Here is a 20955-nt window from a genome sequence, read left to right as displayed (position 1 = left end):
ACGCGTGCCGTCGGCCGAGCGGCGCGACGGACACCGACGACCGCCCGCGGACACGGACGGAAGGAAACGAACGGTGACCCTCGCGGGCGTACGGTCTCGACGCGACGCGGGGAGGTGCGGGACGTGCCGGAGGTACGCGGCGGAAAGCGAACGCGCACCGGGCTCCACGGTCAGGAGCGGATGCCAGAGGCTAGCAGCGGGCTCGGGCCATTCGCCGGGGATTCGGCCTGTATCCGCCGGTAGTTAGTCCGTTGTTTACTTGACTTGGTCGCATGAGGGACCAGGTGTGCACTGTCACCTCATCTGTCACGGTCAAACGCAGTCAATGTGCGCCTTGATTACGCCTGGGTGAAAGTCACCTCATTCTTCCCAGACCCTCTGCTGAACCTGTGATTCCGCGACAACCATGGCGCCCATGTCTCACGACGGAGCCCACGGCTCTGCTGCTGCCCGAGAGGACCGGGACCACACCGCGACCCTCAGGGAAGCGATGCGTGCGGTCCTTGACCTGATCGACGACGTGGAGGCGCTCAGAACCGAGAACCGTCAGCTCAGAGAGGCCCTGGAGGGGCGCGCCCTGATCGAGCGCGCCAAGGGCATGCTCATGGCCCGCAGCGGCTGCGACGAGGCCACCGCCTTCGAGATGCTCGTCGACCTCTCGCGCAAGCAGCAGCGCAAGGTGCGGGCGGTGGCGGCGGACTTCGCGGACAACACGGGGATCCAGCCACTCGCGTGACGCGCCGACGGGCGGAATCCTCGGGCGCCGTAGTCGCGTCATCACCTTCGGTAACGCATCCTGCTGCCCGGCACCGGCCCTCGTGGGTGGTGCTTCCGGGGGTGGATATGCAGGTGAAGGGCACTCCGAAAGCTTGGTATTGTTGTCCATGTCGCCGCGGGGAACACTCCCGGCCAGGCGGCAGACACCTGGTCCGGGTGGCGGAATGGCAGACGCGCTAGCTTGAGGTGCTAGTGCCCTTTATCGGGCGTGGGGGTTCAAGTCCCCCCTCGGACACCAGCCAGGACCCCTGTTTATCAGGGGTCTTTCGCGTTTCTGAGGCGGGGCGCGTCAGTCGGTACGTCGACGCAGGCCTCCGTAGAAGGTGGCCGAGGCCATGAGCAGGGCGAGGCCCGCGCTGATCGCCACCGTGATCTCGGTGGTGTTCTGCTGGTCCGGGCTGTCGGGCAGCCGCGGGTCCAGCAGGCCCAGCGGGTCCTTGCGGATCTCGACGTGGTCGCCGGCCTTGGCCTGGCCGAAGCAGTTCTCCTGCTGGGAGACCTCGTAGGTGCGGTGTGTGCCGCCGGTCTCCCGGACGGTGCAGTACATGTCCGGGCCGCGCCGGCTGTGGCGGTCGGTCACCTGGGTCACCACGGCGTCGACCGGTTCACCCAGCGTCTTCATGTAGACCTCGTAGACCGCGGGTCCGGCGAACAGCATCAGCGCGAAGCCGGCGGCCGAGGCCAGTGCGGCGGCTCCGGCGCGGTGCCAGAAGCCGCCGATCAGGCAGGCGGTGACGGCGATCGCGGCCATCATGAGGATCACGCCGACCCACGTCAGCCACTGGCCGAGTACGGCACCGACGATCACCGAGCCGGGCAACAGCACGGCCCAGGCAAGGGAGTTGACCGTCTTCCGGCCTACCGGGCGCTGCGGACGCGGCTCATGCGCCGGCCCTCCGACGATTCCGCCGGGCGCCACGCCCGACCCGTGCCCGCTCATGTTGCCCGTCGCCCTCGTCCCCGTAACCCACCTTGTCGGTGATCGACACCACCGTATCCGGTCCTCGAACAGGACCGGACGGGACGGTAGTTGTCCGGGTGGCGGTCAGGCCGTCTGTGGCTGCAGGAAACGGGACAGCAGGACGTCGATCGCGTACGAGACCGTGGTGTCCTCACCCAACTCCGGTACCGGACGCGCCAGGTCGTGGGCGCGGACGAGCAGGCGGGTGCGGTCGCTGTCGGCCGCCACGCGCAGGATCTCGTCGATGCCGGCGGTGCCGTCCACCGAGGTGATCCGGGCGGCCGGGACCCGCAGATCGCGCACCGGCATCTCGGGCTCGGTCAGCGAGCGGACGACAACCCCGGTGACCCGATCCGAGTCCCCTGCTCACCATGCTCGCGTGGCCCGCGAGCCGGTCCGGGTGGTGCGACGGGTCGGAACGCCCACCCCATTCCCGGCTCCACGACGAAGCGGAAGATCCGCCGGACGGGCGGTGTGCACAGAACCGTCACGATCGCGGTCGCGGCAAGGGTGACGGTGATCTCACCGAGCGGCTCGTGGATCCAACCGGGGGAGTACCAGCCCCAGTACTTGGACCCCTGGGCGACGAAGCCGTGCAGCAGATAGCCGTACAGGGTGCCCGTGCCGAGCGCCGTGAACCACATCCGGCGTCCCGGCACCCAGGCGAGGAAGCAGGCGACCAGGACCATCGAGCAGCCGAAGCCGGCCAGCGTCATCACGGGCCCGTACCAGGCGGGCGCGCCCAGCTCCTCGGCGCTGTCCCGGTGGAAGAACCAGGCGCCGGTCATCCGCGGCACCGCCCAGTACGAGGCGGCGAGCGCACAGAGGGACACGGGCACGGCCAGCAGGCGCACCTTCCAGCGGCGCACCAGGCTGAAGTGCTCCGGCCGCAGACACAGGCCGAGCACGAAGTACGGCAGGAACTGCAGCACCCGCTGCAGGTCGAGGTCGTTGCCGATGGACGGGGCCACGGTCGCCAGCATCGCGAGGACGAGCGCCACCGGCAGCGGCCACCGCACGTGCTTCCAGAGCGGGGTCGTCAGCCGCCAGACGAACAGTGCGATCAGGAACCACGTCAGGTACAGCGGGTCCAGGACGGTGATCGGCCGGTCCGCGACCCCGTCGGTCCAGCGGGTGAAGAGGGTGTACGCCGTCTCGAAGACGACGTACGGGACGGCGACGCCGGTGACCAGACGCCTGATCTTCTGCGGGCTGGCGTCGAAACCGCGGGAGAAGTAGCCGGAGACGACGATGAACGCCGGCATGTGGAAGGCGTAGACGAAGTTGTAGAGCGCGGTGACGGTCCGGCTGCCGTCCCGCAGTGGTTCCCACGCATGACCCATCGCCACCAGCACGATCGCCAGGTACTTCGCGTTGTCGAAGTAGGCGTCGCGCTGTCTCGCCCGTCCGGCCCGCCCATCACGTGGGGAACCCGCACCTTCCGGTGCGGGTCCGTCTGCGGTGCCTTTCGATGCCGGTCTTACTGGAGTGACGGCTGTGGTCTGGGGGTGGCACATTCCACGCGCCTGACCAGTTCGTGGCGAGGTAAACCACCGGGGCGGACCCCGATGGGGTGATCAGCGGGTCAGAGGTCGAACTCGTGGGGCGGCAGGTCCAGGGTGAAGCACGCCTCTCGTACGACGGCCTGTTCCGTCTTGTCGAAGTCGCCGTCGGCGCCGCCGATGACGATGCCGATCTGGATGACGGCACGCGCCTCGGCCGGCTTCTTCTTCGCCTTGGCGATCTCCTGCAACACGCTCACCTTGCCGAAGGCGAAGTCGGTCGTCAGCTTGTTCAGGTTCTCCTCGAAGCGGCGGCGCAGGTCGTCGGCGGGGAAGTTCTGCAGCACCTCGTTGGTGGCGATCAGCTGGGCGACGCGCTGCCGCTCGGACGGGTCGATGGTGCCGTCGGCGGCTGCCACCAGGGCGCACATGGCCATGCTGGCGTCGCGGAAGGCGCCGCTCTTCAGGTCGTTCTTCTTCGCCACGAGCTGGGTCTGCATCGTCGACGCGTTTTCCTTGATGCGGTCCCACAGGGCCATGAGAACTCCAGACGTTCGGGTCGAGGGCTCGGCCCGCCCGGGTGGCGGCGCGATGCCTCATCGGTATCCACAGCAACCTGGAAACTCATGGCCCGGGGGATAAGTTCCGGACGTTCCGAGGAAGTTCACCAAGGTCACACGGGGAGAAAAAATCCGGTGCCCCGCCCCGTCCGGATTCCCTACACTCGCCACGCATCGTGCGTCGCCGTGACGCGCGGGACGAGTGACGAGGGGAGCCCGGCCGTGCAGTACCGCACCGCTGTCGTCGTTCCCCGAGCCCAGTACGAGGTGATCCTCGTGTCCTCGTCCGCCCGGTGCCCGCTGCGCGGCCGGTACCGGATGCCCGTGACGAGCATCTGAGCAAGCCAACCCCTGTCGTACGCCCTGTTGACGGGCCGTCAGGCCGTGTCCCTCATGCATGTGCTCGCCGGGAATCGCGCTGCCCTGTTCCGATCTTCGGAGATCACCAGAAAGGCCAACGGGCCGTGCGCACCAACCTCAACACCCTCGCCGTCGTCCGCAACCTCGGCATCCTCGCCCACGTCGACGCCGGCAAGACCACCGTCACCGAGCGGATCCTGTACGCCACCGGCACCATCCACCGGCGCGGCGAGGTCCACGACGGCACCACCATCACCGACTTCGACCCGCAGGAACGCGACCGCGGCATCACCATCTTCGCCGCTGCCGTGAGCTGCGCCTGGGACGGTCACCGCATCAACCTCATCGACACTCCGGGGCACGTGGACTTCGCCGACGAGGTGGAGCGCTCGCTCAGGGTGCTCGACGGCGCGGTCGCGGTGTTCGACGCCGTCGCGGGCGTAGAGCCGCAGAGCGAGTCGGTGTGGCGGCAGGCCGACCGGCACGGGGTGCCCAGGATCGCGTTCGTGAACAAGCTGGACCGCGCGGGCGCCGACCTCGACACCGCCGTCGCCTCCATCCGGGAACGGCTGCATCCGGCACCGCTGGTGGTGCAGCTGCCGATCGGTACCGAGGGCGGCTTCCGCGGGGTCGTCGATCTCGTCCGCATGCGGGCTCTGGTCTGGGCCGACGGCGCCGACACGGCCGTGGAAGGTCCGGTGCCGGAGGAACTGCGTCAGGAGGCCGAGCGGCGGCGGCGCCTGCTGGCGGAGGCGGTGGCCGAACTGCACGCCGGGGCGCTGGAGGAGTTCTGCGTGCAGGCGACCCTCTCGCCGCAGACCCTGGCCGCAGCCTTGCGCGACCTGACCCGCAGCGGCGACGGCATCGTCGTGCTGTGCGGCTCGGCCTACCGCAACCGCGGGATCGAGCCGCTGCTCGACGCCGTGGTGTCCTATCTGCCCTCGCCGCTCGACGTGCCCGCAGTACGAGGCACGCACGACGGTACGGAGCAGGAGCGGGCGGCCGATCCGGCGGCGCCGTTCGCGGCGCTGGCGTTCAAGGTGAACGCCACGCCGACCGGGCGGTTGACGTACATGCGGGTGTATTCGGGAACGGTCGAGAAGGGAGATGCCGTGTGGGACACGGGCGCGCGCCGCACCGAGCGCATCGGGCGGATCCTGCGAGTCCAGGCCGACCGGCACGCGCAGGTGGACCGGGCGGTCGCCGGGGACATCGTCGCCGTGGCCGGGCTGAAGTCCGCCCACGCCGGCACGACCCTGTGCGCCCCCGACGCCCCGCTCGTGCTGGAACCGCCCGGCGTCGCCGAACCGGTGGTCTCCGTCGCCGTCGAGGCCCGCAGGTCCACCGACGCGGACAAGCTCGCCTCCGCGCTCGCGCGGCTGGCCGAGGAGGACCCCTCGCTGGTCGTACGGACGGATCCGGAGACCGGCCAGACGGTGCTGTCCGGCATGGGCGAACTGCACCTCGAGGTCGCCGCGGAGAAGCTCCGGATCGGCCACGGGCTGGAGGTCAACGTCGGTCGGCCAAGGGTGAGTTACCGCGAGACGGTCGGGCGCGGGGTGTCGGGTCTGGTCTTCCGGCACGTCAAACAGGACGGCGGAGCAGGGCAGTTCGCCCATGTCGTCCTCGATGTCGAGCCGCTGGACGAGGGTTTCGAGTTCCGCTCGGCCGTGGTCGGCGGACGGGTGCCGCAGGAGTACGTGCGCGCGGTCGAGGCCGGCTGCCGGGACGCCCTCGCCGAGGGCCCGCTCGGCGGTCACCCGGTGACCGGGCTGCGGGTGACGCTCACCGACGGCTCGACCCATGTGAAGGACTCCTCGGACACCGCCTTCCGTACCGCGGGCAGGCTGGGTCTCCGCGAGGCCCTGCGCGCCTGCGCGATGGTCCTGCTGGAACCGGTCGTCGAGGTCACGGTCACCGTGCCCGAGGGCGCCGTCGGCGGCGTGCTCGGCGACCTCGCCGCACGGCGCGGCCGGGTCTCCGGCTCGACCGCACGCGGCGGCTCGGCGGTCCTGACGGCCACCGTGCCGCTGGCCGAACTCTTCGGCTACGCAACCCGGTTGCGCAGTCGGACCCAGGGCCGCGGCACGTTCACCGCCCGGCCCGCCGGCTACGCACCGGCGCCGGCGGTGACGCCGGTCCGGTGACCGAGACGGCGGCCCCTCCCGTAGGCGGGCGGGGCCGCCCCCGGTTCACGGATACGACACCACCGTGGACGGCACGGTCGAGGTGCCCGATGTCGGCGCACCGGTCTCGTTGATGACATGCTCGTACTGGCCGTTGCCGCCCAGCGACACCACGAGCACGTCGTGGAAGCGCACCCCCGGCCGGTTCGGGGCGGCGAAGCCGTTGTGCTGCACGATCGTCGGGTCGACGTTGTAGTAGCAGTAACTGCCCAGGCCCCAGCCCTCGTGCGCGGTCACGTCGTCGCCGACCTTGTAGGCGGCGTAGCCCTTCACCGGGCCGTTCTGGATCGCCGCCTGGTTCGGGGCGTCGTACGCCTTCTCGTTCTGGAAGAAGATCGTGCGGCCCCGCTGCCCGTTCCACTGCACGTCGTACTTGTTGAAGTGCTCCACGAACAGGCCGGTGCACAGCACGTCGTCGCCGTTCACGACGACCCCGTAGTCGGCGCGGTTGGTGTCCCAGCCGACGCCGGTGCCGTGGTCGGCGCGCCAGACCCAGGTGTGGTCGACGATGGTGTGCCGGCTGTTGATGACCATGCTGGTGGTCGCCTTGCCCGCGCCCGCGCCGCCGATGCGGACGAAGACGTCCTGGACGGTGGTGGGGTTGGCGGAGTGGTCCCGGGATGCGCCTCGGGGCCCGACCTCCAGCAGGGTGGGGGAGTCGACCGGTCCCGCGTCGATGAGGAGGCCCGCCAGCCGTACGCCGTCGACGTCGGCCACGCGCAGGGCCGTAACTCCGTTGTCGGGTACGAGAGTTGCGTAACCCAGGCCCAGGACGACGGTGTTGGCGCGGTCCACCAGGATCGGCCGGTCGAGGTGGTAGATGCCGGGTGTCAGCAGCAGGTGAAGTCCTTGCGCAAGTGCCTGGTTGAGGGTCGCCGCGGAAACGCCCGGCTTGGCGACGTAGAACCGCGACAGGGGGAGCGAGGTGCCGCGAGGGGTGCCGTTGCCCCAGGTGACGCCGCGGGCGTTGGTGCGCTTCGCGGGCAGGAAGACGCGGAATTCAGAGGTGCCGCTGACGTACAGGAAGGGCTTCTCGCGCGAGACCGGTGTCGTGTCGAGCGTGGTGTACGGCGGGTTCGGGAAGCTCTGCGCCGGGGCGCCCTCGACGCCCGAGAACACCATGTTCCAGACGCCGTTGAGCCAGCTGCCGATCGCACTGTCGCGGGTGTACCACTGCTGCTGCGAGTACGGGCCGACCTGGCCGTCGATGCGGCTGTCGGCGATGTAGCCGCCGCTCGCCCAACCGTAGCCCGTGGGCGAGAGGTTGAGGCCGCCGCGCACGTGCATACGGCGGAAGGGCGCGGCCTGCGCGACGGCCCAGCGGTTGGTGCCGTTCGCCGGGACGAGGGCCAGGTTCTCCGCCGAACGCCAGAAGTTCTGCGTCGCGTTGCCGTTGAACCAGCCCGCGTCGACCGTGACGTCTCCGTTGATGGTCGTGTCGTCGGGGGAGAGGCCGAGGCCCGCGATGGAGGTGTAGAAGCCGAGTTGGGCGTTGAGACCGTTGTAGGCGCCCGGCTTGAAGAGCAACGCGTAGCGGCCGGTGCCGAATTGGGCCGACTCCTGCTGCTTGAACACCTCGTCCAGCTTGGCCTGGATGCCGGGCGTGGACGGGTCGAAGACGAGGACGTTCGGGCCGAGGTCGCCGCCGCCGGGGAGGGCGCGTGGCTTCCTGGCGGAGGGTGTGGCGGAGGCGCGGGCGGACAGGCCGAGCACCGCGGGGGCGGTGGCGGCAGCGGCGCCCAGCACGGTTCTGCGGCCCACGGCGGGTCTACGGCTGCTGGCAGGCAGGGACATGGGGCGGCTCTCCTGTTCAGGAAGTGAACGGGGTGGGGTTTGGGAGCGCTCTCTCGCCGGTGAATGCTTCAACTGCCCGAACGAGCGCGTCAAGAGGTGCGACCGGAGTTCTCCAAGGGTTGCCGCACCCCTTGACGAGCCCATCTCTTGAGGTTTAACTCACGTCCTAAATTAAGCCATGAGTGCAATCCCTGAAGGGACACCGGGAGCCATGCGCAGCATCCGAGCCGCGGCCGTAGGCGCCGTCACCGTGTCACTCGCCCTTGCCGCCTCGGCCTGCGGGGGCGGTTCGTCCAGCGGCGGCGGGTCGAACGACTCGCCCAAGACGCTCACGTACTGGGCCTCCAACCAGGGCGCCAGCATCGCCGTCGACAAGAAGGTCCTGCAGCCCGAGCTCGACAAGTTCGAGAAGCAGACGGGGATCAAGGTGAAGCTGGAGGTGGTCCCCTGGTCGGATCTGCTCAACCGGATCCTCACCGCGACCACTTCGGGCCAGGGCCCCGACGTCCTGAACATCGGCAACACCTGGAGCGCCTCCCTGCAGGCCACCGGCGCGCTGCTGCCCTGGGACGCCAAGAACTTCGCCAAGATCGGCGGCAAGGAGCGCTTCGTCGACTCGGCGCTCGGCTCGACGGGTGCCGAGGGCAAGGACCCGGCCGCGGTACCGCTGTACTCGATGGCCTACGCCCTCTACTACAACAAGGAGATCTTCGCCGACGCCGGCATCACCAAGCCCCCGGCCACCTGGGACGAACTGATAGCCGACGGCAAGAAGATCAAGGCGAAGGGCAAGTCGCCGCTCGGCGCCGAGGGTTCGAACCTGGCGGAGAACATCCACCACGTCTTCGTCTTCGCCAAGCAGCACGGCGCCGACTTCTTCACCCCGGACGGCAAGGCCGACTTCACCGCCGACGGTGTGGTCGCGGCGGTCAAGCAGTACGTCGACCTGATGGCCAAGGACAAGGTCATCCCGACCGGCGACGCCGAGTACGCGCAGAACCAGTCCGTGAGCGACTTCGCCAAGGGCAAGCAGGCGATGCTGCTGTGGCAGTCGGCGTCCGCCAATCTCAAGTCGCAGGGCATGAGCGAGAGTTCGTACGGCATCGCGCCCGTCCCCGTGCAGTCCGGCACCCCGGGCACCGGCACCCAGATCAACTCGATGGTCGCCGGCATCAACCTCGCCGTCTTCAAGAACACCGACAACCTCGACGGCGCCACGAAGTTCGTGAAGTTCATGACCAGCGACGCGGAGCAGAACATCCTCAACACGGCATACAGCTCGATCCCGCCGGTCAAGGCCGCGCAGGGAGAGGCGGCCTTCAACTCCCCCTCGAACTCCGTCCTCAAGGACACCCTCGCCAAGAGCGCCGCCGCGCTGCCGCAGGTCGCCGACGAGTCGCAGTTCGAGACGGCGGTCGGTACGGCGGTCAAGGACCTGTTCGCCGACGCGGCGGCCGGGCGCGCGGTCACCACCGAGTCGGTGAAGGCGAAGCTCGAGAAGGCCCAGCAGCAGATGCCGGCGAAGTGAGCCCGATGACGACCACCGCCCTCAAGGAGCCTTCGGTGCGGGGGAGTTCGTCCGGGGCGGCGGCACGCGAACCGCGTCGCCGTCGCCCGGGCCGGATCCGCCGTATCGGACTCCCGTACCTGCTCCTCCTGCCCGCCCTCCTCCTCGAACTCCTCGTCCACCTGGTGCCGATGGTCATCGGCATCGTGATGAGCTTCAAGGAGCTCACGCAGTTCTACATCCGCGACTGGGGCACCGCGCCCTGGTCCGGCCTCGGCAACTACAAAGTGTCCGTGGACTTCGACGCCCCGGTCGGCGAGGCCCTGCTGCACTCCTTCTTCGTCACCGTCGGCTTCACGCTTCTGTCCGTCGGCCTGTGCTGGCTGATCGGCACGGCGGCCGCGATCTACATGCAGGACACCTTCGCCGGCCGCGGTCTGCTGCGGGCGCTGTTCCTGGTGCCGTACGCACTGCCGGTCTACGCGGCCGTCATCACCTGGGTGTTCATGTTCCAGCACGACAACGGCCTGGTGAACCACGTCCTGCACGACCAGCTCCACCTCACCGACAAGCCGTCGTTCTGGCTCATCGGCGACAACAGCTTCTATGCGCTGCTCGTCGTATCGGTGTGGAAGGGCTGGCCGTTCGCGTTCCTGATCGTCATGGCGGGGCTGCAGAACATCCCGCGCGAGCTGTACGAGGCGGCGGCGCTGGACGGTGCGGGGATGTGGCAGCAGATCCGCAGGATCACCCTGCCGTCGCTGCGTGCCGTCAACCAGGTCCTGGTCCTGGTCCTGTTCTTGTGGACCTTCAACGACTTCAACACGCCGTACGTCCTGTTCGGCAAGGCCGCCCCCGAGGCCGCGGACCTCATCTCGGTGCACATCTACCAGGCGTCCTTCGTGACGTGGAACTTCGGCACCGGCTCCGCGATGTCCGTACTCCTGCTGCTGTTCCTGCTGGTGGTGACTGGCGTGTATCTGGTGCTCACCTCGAGGGGATCACGCGGACGGAGGGCCGCCGATGCCTAAGTCGCCGATGGCGCCGCCCAGTTCCTTCCTCTGGTCGCGGCGGGTCTTCCTGACTCTGCTCACGGGCTTCGTGCTGGTGCCGGTGTACGTCATGGTCTCCAGCTCACTGAAACCGCTCGCGGACGTGACGGGCGAGTTCCGCTGGCTGCCCAGTGGTTTGACGATCCGCCCGTATATCGACATCTGGTCGACGGTCCCACTCGCCCGCTACTTCGTGAACTCGCTGATCGTGGCGGGTGCGGCGACCATCTGCTCGGTGGTGATCGCGGTGTTCGCCGCGTACGCCGTCAGCCGCTACAACTTCCGAGGCAAGCGGGTCTTCACGGTCACCGTCCTGTCGACGCAGATGTTCCCGGGCATCCTCTTCCTGCTCCCGCTGTTCCTCATCTACGTCAACATCGGCAACGCCACGGGTATCGCTCTGTTCGGCTCGCGCGGCGGCCTGATCCTGACGTATCTCACCTTCTCGCTGCCGTTCTCGATCTGGATGCTGATCGGCTACTTCGACTCGGTGCCACGGGATCTGGACGAGGCGGCACTGGTGGACGGCTGCGGACCGCTCGGGGCCCTCTTCCGTGTCGTCGTCCCGGCGGCGATCCCCGGCATCGTCGCCGTCGCCGTCTACGCCTTCATGACCGCCTGGGGCGAGGTGCTGTTCGCGTCCGTCATGACCAACGACACCACCCGCACGCTCGCCGTCGGCCTCCAGGGCTACTCCACGCTCAACGACGTGTACTGGAACCAGATCATGGCCGCCTCGCTGGTCGTCAGCGTGCCTGTGGTGGCCGGGTTCCTGCTGCTGCAGCGCTATCTGGTCGCCGGGCTGACGGCAGGGGCCGTGAAGTGACCAACTCGTCCGAATCCGAAGGGACTTACGTGTCCGACCGCATCGACCTCTCCGCCCTCCCGCACGACTTCCTGTGGGGCACGGCCACATCGGCGTACCAGATCGAGGGAGCCGTCGCGGAGGACGGCCGCACGCCGTCGATCTGGGACACCTTCTCGCACACCCCCGGCAAGGTGGCGGGCAATGACCACGGCGACGTGGCCTGCGACCACTACCACCGCTGGCGCGAGGACATCGGCCTGATGCGCCGACTGGGCACGAACGCCTACCGGTTGTCGATCGCCTGGCCGAGGGTGATGCCGGGCGGGGAGGGGCCGGTGAACCCCAAGGGCCTTGCTTTCTATGACAAGTTGATCGACGGTCTGCTGGAGGCGGGCATCACCCCGTCCGTCACGCTCTACCACTGGGACCTCCCGCAGGTGCTGCAGGACCAGGGCGGGTGGCCGGAGCGGGACACCGCGTTCGCGTTCGCCGAGTACGCGGCGGTCGTGGCCGAACGCCTGGGGGACCGTGTCAGCCACTGGGCCACCCTCAACGAGCCTCTCTGCTCGGCCTGGATCGGTCACCTGGAAGGCAGGATGGCCCCTGGCCTGACGGACCTGACGGCAGCCGTCCGCGCGTCCTACCACCTGCTGCTGGGCCACGGCCTCGCTGTCGAGGCGATCCGCGCCGCGGCCCCGTCCGCGCAGGTCGGCCTCGTCACCAACCTCTCCACGGTGCACGCCGCCACCGACCGTGACGAGGACGTGCAGGCCGCCCGGCGCCAGGACGGCCACGTCAACCGCTGGTGGCTGGACCCGGTGCACGGCCGCGGTTTCCCGGCCGACATGCGGGAGGTGTACGGCGTCGAACTCCCCGAACAGGAAGGCGACTTGGCGACGATCGCCGCCCCGCTCGACTGGCTCGGCCTGAACTACTACATGCCGGCCACCGTCGCCGACGACCCCACCGGCCCCGCGCCCCGGGCTCGCTCGGTGCGCCGCCCCGGCGTCCAGCGCACCGGCATGGACTGGGAGATCGACGCGAGTGGCATCGAGACGCTCCTGCTCCGCCTCACCGAGGAGTACGGCGCGCGTCGGCTGTACGTCACGGAGAACGGCTCGGCCTACCCGGATGTCGTACGCCCGGACGGGACGGTGGACGACCCCGAGCGCCAGGACTACCTGGAACGCCACCTCGCCGCCTGCGCCTCGGCCGCCCGCAAGGGAGCGCCGCTGGCCGGGTACTTCGCGTGGTCGCTGCTGGACAACTTCGAGTGGGCGTACGGCTATGAGAAGCGGTTCGGGCTGGTGCATGTGGACTATCGGACGCAGGTGCGGACTATCAAGGGGAGTGGGTATCGGTACGCGGACATCATCCGGAGGCACCGAGGCCGGGCGTCCAAGGCTGCCTGAGCAGTGCCGACCTGACCCACGAGCCAGCGTGCTGAGGGCCCCGGGTGTCGATGAATACGACATCGGCTTCGCCGGTCCGTGCTGCTGGCGCCGTGTTGTCCGGGTCGCGGCCGTGGACGACCGTGCTGTGGCCCTTGGGGCGCCTGTCGTGGTCACCAGGAGGACGGAGGTGAGGTGCGGGTGACCACGGCAGGAAGCTGCCCGTTCTCGATCACCTGCCGTGGTAGTGACAGCCCGAAATGCTCACCGACGACCTTCAACACCCGGCGCTTCTCTTCGGCGGACGACAGCTCCTCGTCCGCGCCCAGCAGGTCATCGATGTCGTCTTCCGGTGGGATGACTCCGGCCGCCTCCAGCGCCGGGCGCAGGAGGTCGGGCTGGGCTCCGGCGGGGTCGTGGCCGAAGCCCAACTCGAAGTGCAGCTGTACCTCGCCATCGGCGAGGTACGTGAAGAAGGAGGGCGGATCGTCCGGCCGTGGGTCGAAGATCAGCACCTCGGCGCCGCGGGACACCGCCGGGTCCAGGGCCCAGCGTTCGCTGCCCACACACTCCACGATGAACGACCACTCGCCGCTGTGGCCGATGCGGCCGACGCAGTAGATCTGCGCGAGGTCGACCATGCGGTGTGCTTCCTGGATGGTGAGGGCGGGCCCGATCTCGACAGGCTCATGGTCGGCCATGTGTTCGGCCAGCTCCTGAGGGCTGAGGCCGCGGGCGCAGGCGATGTACAGGTCGGTGACGCTCGGGCTCGTGCCGCGCCAGGCATCGGCGATCCATGCCAGATTTTCAGGCATGCGGTTCACTCCTTCCGTGCACGACGTGGGGCCGGTGGGGCACAGCGAGAACAAGTGCTGTGCCCCACCAACGGTCAGAAGACTGTCACTGCTTGGGAACCGTGCAGGTCACGGTCGCCTTGGATGCGTCGCGGTGCGCGGGCCCGGCTGTTCGCTCTGTCGTCGCTGCTGGTGGTGACCGTCCAGTTGCCGGTCACCCGCTGGGCGGCAGCGCGCCTCACGCTGCGCTGCTCGATGGCTTCCGGGCTGCTGCTGATCGCGGTCGGCTTCACGGTCGTGGCAGCCGCCGGGCCCGGCACGGCGGGGCTGCTGCCCGCCGGTTTCGTCGTCCTCGGTCTGTACAACGGCGCGCTGTCCTCGGTCTCCGGGCTGATCGTGCTGGTCGGCAGCTCGGTGACGGGGATGCTGCTGGATGCCGGGTTGCCGTCGGCGGTTCGGTGGCTGGTGCCGGCTGTCGTACCGGCTGTGGCAGTCGGGCCGTTGCCGCGTCGATAGGGTCGCCGTCATGAAGATCGAGGTGGAGATCGCCCGGGAAGCGGACCAGGAACTCGTCGACGCCTTCGGCCGGCTGTTGCCGCAGCTGTCACGGTCCGCGAAGCCGCTCGACGCCGAAGCGGTCGGCCGGATCCTGGCCTGCGACGCCAGCACAGTGCTCGTCGCCCGGGCCGACCGCGAGATCGTCGGCACTCTGACCTTGGTCATGTTCCCACTGCCGTCCGGGCTGCGGGCCCGCATCGAGGACGTGGTCGTGGACGGGGCGGCGCGCGGTCACGGGATCGCCGGCCTGCTGATGGAGGAGGCCCTGCGGATCGCCCGGGAGGCCGGGGCGCGGACCGTGGACCTCACGTCCCGACCGGACCGGGAGGCGGCGAACCGGCTGTACGAGCGGCTGGGGTTCCGGGCGAGAGAGTCGAAGGTGTACCGGTTTCCGCTCGACGGGTGACCGGTGTTCTGGGCGCCGCCGTGTCCCGCTGTGGGCGTGGTGCGCGGTCGCGGGTGGCCGGGCGGCTCACACGGGAGGCTTTGCAGGTCCCGGGATGTCGGCGAGCGATCGTTGACCTCATCTCCCGGCGTGATCGGGAGGCGGCGAACCGGCTGTACGAGCGGCTGGGGTTCCGGGCGAGGGAGCCGAGGGCATCCCGGTTTCCGCTCGACGGGTGACCGGTGTTCTGGAGCCCAGCGCGTCCCGCAGCATGGGTGACCGTGAGTTCCGGACGCCCCCGTTTTCCGCTACAGCGTGACCGTCCGTTCCGGAAGCCACCGTCCCCCCGCCGACGTGACCGTCCGTTCCGGAAGCCACCGTCCCCCCGCCGCCGCGATCGCCGCTCAGGAAGCCACCGCTTCCCTCTCCGCCGCCAGCTCCAGCATCTCCTCGACCTCCTCGTCCCGGACCCGCGATGTCCGCCGCAGCCACAGGACGTCCCGGCCGAACGACCAGGTCAGTGAGGCCAGGGCCACCACGACGACGGCGAAGGACGCCAGGTGGGGGAGGTAGCCCGAGGCCGCCAGGAGGAGGCAGATGCCCTGCATTGCGGCCACCGTCTTGCGGGCCATGCTGGGCGGGAGCTCGGCGTTGAGCCAGGGGTAGACGCGGGCCGCCGCCACGAAGGCGTAGCGCATGGCTCCGATCAGCAGGACCCAGGGGCCGAACTCCATGGAGACGTACACGCTGAGCACCAGGATCAGGAACGCGTCGACCTCCATGTCGAAGCGCGCGCCCAGGGGGGTGGACGTGCCGGTGGCCCGGGCCACCTTGCCGTCCACGCCGTCCAGGATCAGGGCCACGGCCGTCAGGCCGACGAAGACGGTGACCGGGGGTGAGCTCTCGAAGGAGTCCGCGACCAGGGCCGTCACACCGCCCACCAGGGTCGCCCGGCCGAGGGTCACCCGGTTGGCCGGGCCGAAGGAGCGTGGCCGGGTCCGGTGCAGTGCCCGCGAGAGCACCGCCCAGGTGGCGACGGCGAAGGCGAGGCCGGTCAGCCAGCCCGCCGGCCCCAAGCCGATCGCCGTGCCGAGCAGGGCCAGCAACAGGATCTGAACGCCCGCTCCCACAGCGGTCTCCTGCTGGACCAGCCTTGCTTCGTAAGTGTTGTTCAGGGCCACCGCACACCCTCCGGCCGTATGACAGAGTCGATCAACGCCGCGCTCTGTGCGCAGCCTGTGCACACCTCGGTACGTGAACAACTTCCAGATGGTTCAGGAGGAGGCCAGATGAACCACATCGCACGCGCGTTCTGGCTCAGTCGTCCGGGTCTGGGCGAGATCCGTGACGCCCAGCTGCCGGAACCCGCCGAGGGCGAGGTACTGGTGCGCTCGCTCTTCTCCGGAGTGAGCCGGGGCACCGAGACGCTCGTCTTCCGGGGCGGGGTGCCCGAGAGCCAGCACGCGGCCATGCGGGCGCCCTACCAGGAGGGCGAGTTCCCCGCGCCCGTGAAGTACGGCTACCTCAATGTCGGGGTGGTGGAGGAGGGGCCCGAGGAGCTGGTGGGGCGCACGGTTTTCTGTCTGTATCCGCATCAGACGCGGTACGTCGTCCCGGCCTCCGCCGTCACGGTCGTACCGGACACCATCCCCGCCGAGCGGGCCATTCTCGCCGGCACCGTCGAGACCGCCGTCAACGCCCTGTGGGATGCCGCGCCGCTGGTCGGCGACCGGATCGCCGTCGTCGGCGGCGGCATGGTCGGCTGCTCGGTGGCCGCGCTGCTGGCCCGCTTTCCGGGCGTACGTGTCCAGTTGGTGGACGCCGATCCCGGCCGGGCCAAGGTCGCCCAGGCCCTCGGCGTCGACTTCGCGCTGCCCGAGGACGCCCTCGGCGAGCGCGACCTCGTCGTGCACGCCAGCGCCACCGAGCAGGGCCTCGCCCGGTCCCTGGAGCTGCTCACCGCCGAGGGCACCGTCCTCGAACTGAGCTGGTACGGCGACCGCAAGGTCAGCCTCCCGCTCGGCGAGGCCTTCCACTCCCGGCGGCTGGTCATCCGCTCCAGCCAGGTCGGCACCGTCTCCCCGGCCCGCCGCTCCAGCCGTACGTACGCCGACCGGCTCGCCCTCGCCCTCGACCTGCTCGCCGACCCGGCCCTCGACGCCCTCGTCACCGGCGAGTGCGCCTTCGACGAACTGCCGGACGTCATGCCGCGCCTGGCCTCGGGGGAGATTCCGGCGCTGTGCCACCGGGTCCGGTACGCGGACACAGACTGACGGAGTCGTTCAATTGGGGACGACTTTCGGGAGGGCAAGGCCGCCTGACCTGAGAAAAGAGTGAGACTCGGTTGAACGCGGGGAACCGAGCAGCCGTATTACAAGGGCATCCCCCGGCGGCCAACGGCCGGGGGACCAGACGCGCCGCACCTGGAGGGTCGTCCGTTGTTCAGTGTCACCGTCCGCGATCACATCATGATCGCCCACAGCTTCCGCGGCGAGGTCTTCGGACCCGCGCAGCGCCTGCACGGAGCGACGTTCCTGGTGGACGCCACCTTCCGGCGCGAGCAGCTGGACGACGACAACATCGTCGTCGACATCGGACTGGCCACCCAGGAACTCGGCGCCGTCGTCAGCGAGCTGAACTACAGAAACCTCGACAGCGAGCCCGACTTCGCCGGAATCAACACCTCCACGGAGTTCCTGGCCAAGGTCATCGCCGACCGGCTCGCCGAGCGGATCGAGAAGGGCGCGATGGGCGAGGGCGCCAAGGGCATCGCGGGGATCTCCGTGACCCTGCACGAGTCGCACGTCGCCTGGGCGAGTTACGAGCGTGCCCTGTGACCGACGTGACCTTGGAGAAGGTGAACCAGCCGCTGGGGAAGGCGGAGCGCCCCTCGCTCGGGTACGTGCCCGTGCAGAACTCAGCCCTGAAGAACGCCGAGATCATTCCCATGTCCCTGCGCTCCGTGCACTTCGTGATGCCGGGCGGTGTCGACGACCCGGCCGCGCCGAGCGGCGGCAACGCCTATGACCGGCGCGTGAGTCTGGATCTGCCCGGCTTCGGCTGGCAGGTCCACAAGCACGCCGTGGCCGGCGAGTGGCCCCGGCCGGGGGTCGCCGCCCGCGCGGAACTCGCCCGTACGCTGCGGGAGTTCCCGGACGGGACGGTCGTCCTGCTGGACGGGATCGTCGCCTGCGGCGTCCCCGAGATCGTCGTCCCGGAGACGGAACGGCTGAACCTCGCCGTTCTCGTGCACCTTCCGCTGGGCGACGAGACGGGTCTCGAGCCCGCGGTGGCCGCCGAGTTGGACGCCAAGGAGCGCGAGACACTGCGGGCCGTGCCCGCGGTCATCGCCACCAGCGACTGGGCGGTACGACGCCTCGTCGCACACCACGGCCTCGCGCCCGAGCGGGTCCATGTCGCCGCCCCCGGCGCCGACATCGCGCCCCTCGCCTCCGGCACCGACGGTGTCTCCCGGTTGCTGTGCGTGGCCGCGGTGACCCCGCGCAAGGGCCAGCACCGGCTGGTGCAGGCGCTGGCCGCGGCGGCCGACCTGCGGTGGAGCTGCGTGTGCGTCGGCGGCCTCACGCAGGACCCCGAGTACGTCGCCCATCTGCGGCTGCTGATCGCGGAGCACGGCCTCGAGGACCGCATCCACCTCGCGGGCCCCCAGGCCGGCGCCGAACTCGACTCCAGCTACAACGCCGCCGACCTGATGGTCCTCACCTCGTACGCGGAGACGTACGGCATGGCGGTCACGGAGGCCCTCGCGCGCGGCATTCCGGTGCTCGCGACCGACGTCGGCGGGCTGCCCGAGGCGGTCGGACGCGCCCCCGACGGTGGCGTCCCCGGCATCCTCGTCCCGCCGGAGGACCCCGCCGCCCTCGCCGCCGAACTGCGCGGCTGGTTCGGCGAGGCCGACGTACGACGCCGGCTCAAGGCAGCCGCCCGGGGCCGACGGGCCGCCCTGGACGGCTGGGCGACCACGGCCCGAAGCCTCGCCGGAGTACTGGGCCGGCTGCCGAGCGAACCCAGGAGGGCGGCATGAACAGGACGGCACAGATCGACGGGAAGATCCCGGCGCAGCCCGGGCCGAGGGACGAGTCCGAGGCGATGGACTCCGTGATCCCCGGCGCGGGCCCCGCCTCCCGCCCCGGCGAGCGCGCCACCGTACGGCTGCGGGAGGACGGGCCGGACGAGCCGCCCCGTTACGCACCCGAGTGGCTGGAGCTGCGCGAGCCCGCCGACGCGGCGGCGCGGGCGCACGACCTGCTCGACCCGCTGCGGATCCGGCTGGCGAACCTGCCGGGCAAGGCCGGCCTGGTCATCCACGACCTGGGCTGCGGCACCGGCTCGATGGGCCGCTGGCTGGCCCCCCGGCTGGACGGCCCCCAGCACTGGATCCTGCACGACCGCGACCCGTACCTGCTGCACTTCGCGGCCGTCGCCTCCCCGCGCTCCGCCGCCGACGGCAGCCGGGTCACCGTCGAGACGCGGCGCGGCGACGTCGCCCGGCTCACCCCGGACGCCCTCGCCGGCGCCTCGCTGGTCACGGCCTCCGCGCTGCTCGACGTGCTCACTCGCGAGGAGATCGACACCCTCGCCGCCGCCTGCACCGGAGCCGGCTGCCCGGCGCTGCTGACGCTCTCGGTGGCCGGACGCGTCGAGCTCACCCCGTCCGATCCGATGGACGAGGAGATCGCCGAGGCGTTCAACGAGCACCAGCGCCGCGGCGGCCTGCTCGGCCCGGACTCGATCACGGTCGCCTGCGAGGCCTTCTCCGAGCGCGGCGCGACTGTACGGGTCAACCCGAGCGCCTGGCGGCTCGGCCCCGGCGAGTCCGCGCTGACGGCCCAGTGGCTGCGCGGCTGGGTCGGCGCGGCCGTCGAACAGCGCCCCGAGGTCAAGCAGCGTGCAGAACGGTATCTGCAGGACCGCCTGGCCGCCTGCGAGGCCGGCGAGCTGCACGCCGTGATCCACCACAGCGACCTGCTGGCGCTGTCCCGGCCGACGGGCGGGGCGTCATGAGCGTGGAGACGGTGGGGGCGGTCGTGGTGCGTGCCGACCGGCGCGGCGCTGTGCAGGCCGGGCGGGGTGTGGACGTCGTGTCCCGGACGTCGGCGGGCGTCGGCGCCGAGGAGCGACCCGAAGGCGCGGTCCGCCCGGTACCGGCGGGTGCGGCCGTCGGCCCCGCTTCGGTCGTGGTCGAGGTATGGACGGACGGGTCGGCCTGCCTCGCGACGAGGGAGACGGCTCTGCGGGCGCGGACCGGCCTCCTCGATGCCGCCGTCTCCCAGGACCGTATCGGCGTGATCGTCTCCTCCGCGCGGTCCGCGGCCGGTGCCCCCTGGTGGCGCCGGGTCCTGACGCGCCTCAACTCCCGTGCCGTACGCACCCACTTCGGCACGGTCGCCGGTGTCGTCATCCTCGGTGCGCTGCTGTGGCGGCTCGGCACCGGCGTACTCCTCGACGGGCTGCGGCGGATCGACGCCACGACCCTGCTGGTGGCTCTCCTGATCGGGGTCGCCACCACCGTGCTCAGCGCCTGGCGCTGGGCTCTGGTGGCCCGCGGACTGAAGATCCGGCTGCCGCTGGGCGCCGCCGTCGCCGACTACTACCGGGCGCTGTTCCTCAACGCCGCCCTGCCCGGCGGCGTCCTCGGCGATGTGCACCGGGCGGTACGGCACGGGCAGAGCGCCGGTGACATGGGCCGCGGGGTGCGCTCGGTGGTGCTCGAACGGGTCGCCGGGCAGATCGCGTTGACGGTCGTGGGCGCGGCCGTGCTGCTGACCATGCCGTCGCCGGTGCTGAGCGAGGTCCGGCACTTCGCCCCGCTGGTCGCGCTCGCCGCGGTGGGCGCGTTCGCCGTCGTCGTGGCGCTGCGGATGAACCGGTCGGCGCCGTCCCGTCGCGGGCAGGCCCTGCGCGCGACGCTCGCCGAGGCCCGCGAGGGGCTGCTCTCGCGCCGCAACTGGCCGGGCGTCACCCTCTCGTCCCTGCTCATCCTCGCCGGTCACATCGGGATGTTCGTGCTCGCCGCCCGGGTCGCGGGCTCGGGCGCCTCCGTCGCCGTACTGGTGCCGCTGTCGGTGCTGGCGCTGGTCGCCATGGGGCTGCCGCTGAACGTCGGCGGCTTCGGGCCCCGGGAGGGCGTCGCCGCCTGGGCGTTCGGGGCAGCCGGCCTGGGGGCGGACAGCGGGGTGGCGGTCGCCGTCGTGTACGGCGTGCTCAGCTTCGTGGCCGCCCTGCCGGGCGCCGTGGTCCTGGTCGCCCGCTGGTACACCGGTCTGCGCTCCGGTTCCGGGACGGCCGAAGCGGCCCCG

18 protein-coding genes, 1 tRNA gene and 2 pseudogenes are annotated in these 20955 nt (G+C 70.4%); 14 read left to right on the top strand and 7 right to left on the bottom strand.

All coding sequences use genetic code 11. The features are described 5' to 3' along the window. Positions 1-415 precede the first annotated feature (415 nt). Together ACFY1L_RS03615 and ACFY1L_RS03610 are read left to right on the top strand one after the other, a co-directional pair. A complete protein-coding gene (locus tag ACFY1L_RS03615; protein ID WP_388817527.1) occupies positions 416-736 on the top strand; it encodes an ANTAR domain-containing protein in 321 nt (106 codons plus the stop codon). A gap of 191 nt (positions 737-927) precedes the next feature. Further along, positions 928-1015, top strand: a tRNA-Leu gene (locus ACFY1L_RS03610). 51 nt (positions 1016-1066) lie between these two features. Here ACFY1L_RS03610 and ACFY1L_RS03605 read toward each other — a convergent pair. From ACFY1L_RS03605 to ACFY1L_RS03590, 4 genes are all read right to left on the bottom strand, one after another. Further along, entirely contained in the window at positions 1067-1717 is a 651-nt protein-coding gene (locus tag ACFY1L_RS03605) for a hypothetical protein (protein ID WP_388817524.1), read from the bottom strand. A gap of 105 nt (positions 1718-1822) precedes the next feature. Continuing rightward, positions 1823-2047, bottom strand: a complete 225-nt coding sequence (locus tag ACFY1L_RS03600; RefSeq protein WP_388817521.1) for a hypothetical protein — start codon at positions 2045-2047, stop codon at positions 1823-1825. 11 nt (positions 2048-2058) lie between these two features. Beyond that, the gene (locus ACFY1L_RS03595) at positions 2059-3255 is read right to left on the bottom strand and encodes an acyltransferase family protein (protein ID WP_388817518.1); all 1197 of its coding nucleotides are present in this window, start codon (positions 3253-3255) and stop codon (positions 2059-2061) included. Positions 3256-3323: 68 nt separating this feature from the next. After that, the gene (locus tag ACFY1L_RS03590; protein WP_388817515.1) at positions 3324-3779 is read right to left on the bottom strand and encodes a tellurite resistance TerB family protein; all 456 of its coding nucleotides are present in this window, start codon (positions 3777-3779) and stop codon (positions 3324-3326) included. A gap of 485 nt (positions 3780-4264) precedes the next feature. Here ACFY1L_RS03590 and fusA point away from each other — a divergent pair, with 485 nt between their 5' ends. Continuing rightward, on the top strand, positions 4265-6307 hold the full coding sequence (fusA, locus tag ACFY1L_RS03585) for an elongation factor G (protein ID WP_388817512.1): 2043 nt from the start codon (positions 4265-4267) through the stop codon (positions 6305-6307). Between the two features lie 45 nt (positions 6308-6352). Here the strand turns inward: fusA and ACFY1L_RS03580 are convergent, their stop codons facing one another. Next, positions 6353-8140, bottom strand: coding sequence for a coagulation factor 5/8 type domain-containing protein (locus tag ACFY1L_RS03580; RefSeq protein ID WP_388817509.1), 1788 nt, complete (start codon positions 8138-8140; stop codon positions 6353-6355). A 211-nt stretch (positions 8141-8351) separates the two neighbouring features. Between ACFY1L_RS03580 and ACFY1L_RS03575 the strand changes: the two genes are divergently transcribed. From ACFY1L_RS03575 to ACFY1L_RS03560, 4 genes are read left to right on the top strand one after another with little or no spacing between them, the layout of a single operon-like run. Next, positions 8352-9668, top strand: a complete 1317-nt coding sequence (locus tag ACFY1L_RS03575; RefSeq protein WP_388817506.1) for an ABC transporter substrate-binding protein — start codon at positions 8352-8354, stop codon at positions 9666-9668. A gap of 5 nt (positions 9669-9673) precedes the next feature. Continuing rightward, positions 9674-10678, top strand: a complete 1005-nt coding sequence (locus ACFY1L_RS03570) for a carbohydrate ABC transporter permease (protein WP_388817503.1) — start codon at positions 9674-9676, stop codon at positions 10676-10678. A gap of 7 nt (positions 10679-10685) precedes the next feature. Then, entirely contained in the window at positions 10686-11525 is an 840-nt protein-coding gene (locus tag ACFY1L_RS03565) for a carbohydrate ABC transporter permease (protein ID WP_388818919.1), read from the top strand. A 29-nt stretch (positions 11526-11554) separates the two neighbouring features. Then, positions 11555-12919, top strand: coding sequence for a GH1 family beta-glucosidase (locus ACFY1L_RS03560; protein WP_388817500.1), 1365 nt, complete (start codon positions 11555-11557; stop codon positions 12917-12919). A gap of 152 nt (positions 12920-13071) precedes the next feature. Here the strand turns inward: ACFY1L_RS03560 and ACFY1L_RS03555 are convergent, their stop codons facing one another. Further along, the gene (locus ACFY1L_RS03555; protein ID WP_388817497.1) at positions 13072-13713 is read right to left on the bottom strand and encodes a DUF6461 domain-containing protein; all 642 of its coding nucleotides are present in this window, start codon (positions 13711-13713) and stop codon (positions 13072-13074) included. Between the two features lie 141 nt (positions 13714-13854). Between ACFY1L_RS03555 and ACFY1L_RS03550 the strand changes: the two are divergent. Both ACFY1L_RS03550 and ACFY1L_RS03545 read left to right on the top strand, forming a co-directional pair. Beyond that, positions 13855-14208 (top strand): annotated as a pseudogene (locus tag ACFY1L_RS03550) (MFS transporter); the annotation flags it as partial. A 10-nt stretch (positions 14209-14218) separates the two neighbouring features. Further along, positions 14219-14656, top strand: coding sequence for a GNAT family N-acetyltransferase (locus ACFY1L_RS03545; protein WP_388817495.1), 438 nt, complete (start codon positions 14219-14221; stop codon positions 14654-14656). A gap of 383 nt (positions 14657-15039) precedes the next feature. Here ACFY1L_RS03545 and ACFY1L_RS03540 read toward each other — a convergent pair whose 3' ends face one another. Continuing rightward, a complete protein-coding gene (locus ACFY1L_RS03540) occupies positions 15040-15816 on the bottom strand; it encodes a CDP-alcohol phosphatidyltransferase family protein (protein ID WP_388817492.1) in 777 nt (258 codons plus the stop codon). A gap of 108 nt (positions 15817-15924) precedes the next feature. Between ACFY1L_RS03540 and ACFY1L_RS03535 the strand changes: the two genes are divergently transcribed. From ACFY1L_RS03535 to ACFY1L_RS03515, 5 genes and pseudogenes are all read left to right on the top strand, one after another. Then, positions 15925-16908 (top strand): zinc-binding alcohol dehydrogenase, encoded by a 984-nt coding sequence (locus tag ACFY1L_RS03535; protein WP_388817489.1) that lies wholly within the window; start codon positions 15925-15927, stop codon positions 16906-16908. A gap of 165 nt (positions 16909-17073) precedes the next feature. Continuing rightward, positions 17074-17472, top strand: coding sequence for a 6-carboxytetrahydropterin synthase (locus tag ACFY1L_RS03530; RefSeq protein ID WP_361271499.1), 399 nt, complete (start codon positions 17074-17076; stop codon positions 17470-17472). Then, complete coding sequence (locus tag ACFY1L_RS03525) at positions 17469-18680, top strand: glycosyltransferase family 4 protein (protein WP_388817486.1); 1212 nt, start codon at positions 17469-17471, stop codon at positions 18678-18680. The genes ACFY1L_RS03530 and ACFY1L_RS03525 overlap by 4 nt, the downstream gene beginning before the upstream one ends. Then, complete coding sequence (locus ACFY1L_RS03520) at positions 18677-19660, top strand: class I SAM-dependent methyltransferase (RefSeq protein WP_388817483.1); 984 nt, start codon at positions 18677-18679, stop codon at positions 19658-19660. Before ACFY1L_RS03525 ends, ACFY1L_RS03520 begins: the two co-directional genes overlap by 4 nt. Next, a pseudogene (locus tag ACFY1L_RS03515) lies at positions 19657-20826 on the top strand (YbhN family protein); the annotation flags it as partial. The gene ACFY1L_RS03520 and the pseudogene ACFY1L_RS03515, both read left to right, overlap by 4 nt. Between the last annotated feature and the right edge of the window lie 129 nt (positions 20827-20955).

It is taken from the genome of Streptomyces sp. NPDC001663 (assembly GCF_042893105.1).
In the GTDB taxonomy this organism is placed as follows: domain Bacteria; phylum Actinomycetota; class Actinomycetes; order Streptomycetales; family Streptomycetaceae; genus Streptomyces.
This window is presented reverse-complemented; position numbering and strand designations above follow the sequence as displayed.

What these genes read in the sequence shown, in the direction of transcription:
- ACFY1L_RS03535 (WP_388817489.1), top strand. Translation starts at nt 15,925, where the DNA reads ATGAACCACATCGCACGCGCGTTCTGGCTCAGTCGTCCGGGTCTGGGC.
- ACFY1L_RS03575 (WP_388817506.1), top strand. Translation starts at nt 8,352, where the DNA reads ATGCGCAGCATCCGAGCCGCGGCCGTAGGCGCCGTCACCGTGTCACTC.
- ACFY1L_RS03580 (WP_388817509.1), bottom strand. Translation starts at nt 8,140, where the DNA reads ATGTCCCTGCCTGCCAGCAGCCGTAGACCCGCCGTGGGCCGCAGAACC.
- ACFY1L_RS03590 (WP_388817515.1), bottom strand. Translation starts at nt 3,779, where the DNA reads ATGGCCCTGTGGGACCGCATCAAGGAAAACGCGTCGACGATGCAGACC.
- ACFY1L_RS03520 (WP_388817483.1), top strand. Translation starts at nt 18,677, where the DNA reads ATGAACAGGACGGCACAGATCGACGGGAAGATCCCGGCGCAGCCCGGG.
- ACFY1L_RS03555 (WP_388817497.1), bottom strand. Translation starts at nt 13,713, where the DNA reads ATGCCTGAAAATCTGGCATGGATCGCCGATGCCTGGCGCGGCACGAGC.
- ACFY1L_RS03600 (WP_388817521.1), bottom strand. Translation starts at nt 2,047, where the DNA reads ATGCCGGTGCGCGATCTGCGGGTCCCGGCCGCCCGGATCACCTCGGTG.
- ACFY1L_RS03595 (WP_388817518.1), bottom strand. Translation starts at nt 3,255, where the DNA reads ATGTGCCACCCCCAGACCACAGCCGTCACTCCAGTAAGACCGGCATCG.
- ACFY1L_RS03615 (WP_388817527.1), top strand. Translation starts at nt 416, where the DNA reads ATGTCTCACGACGGAGCCCACGGCTCTGCTGCTGCCCGAGAGGACCGG.
- ACFY1L_RS03570 (WP_388817503.1), top strand. Translation starts at nt 9,674, where the DNA reads ATGACGACCACCGCCCTCAAGGAGCCTTCGGTGCGGGGGAGTTCGTCC.
- ACFY1L_RS03545 (WP_388817495.1), top strand. Translation starts at nt 14,219, where the DNA reads ATGAAGATCGAGGTGGAGATCGCCCGGGAAGCGGACCAGGAACTCGTC.
- ACFY1L_RS03605 (WP_388817524.1), bottom strand. Translation starts at nt 1,717, where the DNA reads ATGAGCGGGCACGGGTCGGGCGTGGCGCCCGGCGGAATCGTCGGAGGG.
- ACFY1L_RS03565 (WP_388818919.1), top strand. Translation starts at nt 10,686, where the DNA reads ATGGCGCCGCCCAGTTCCTTCCTCTGGTCGCGGCGGGTCTTCCTGACT.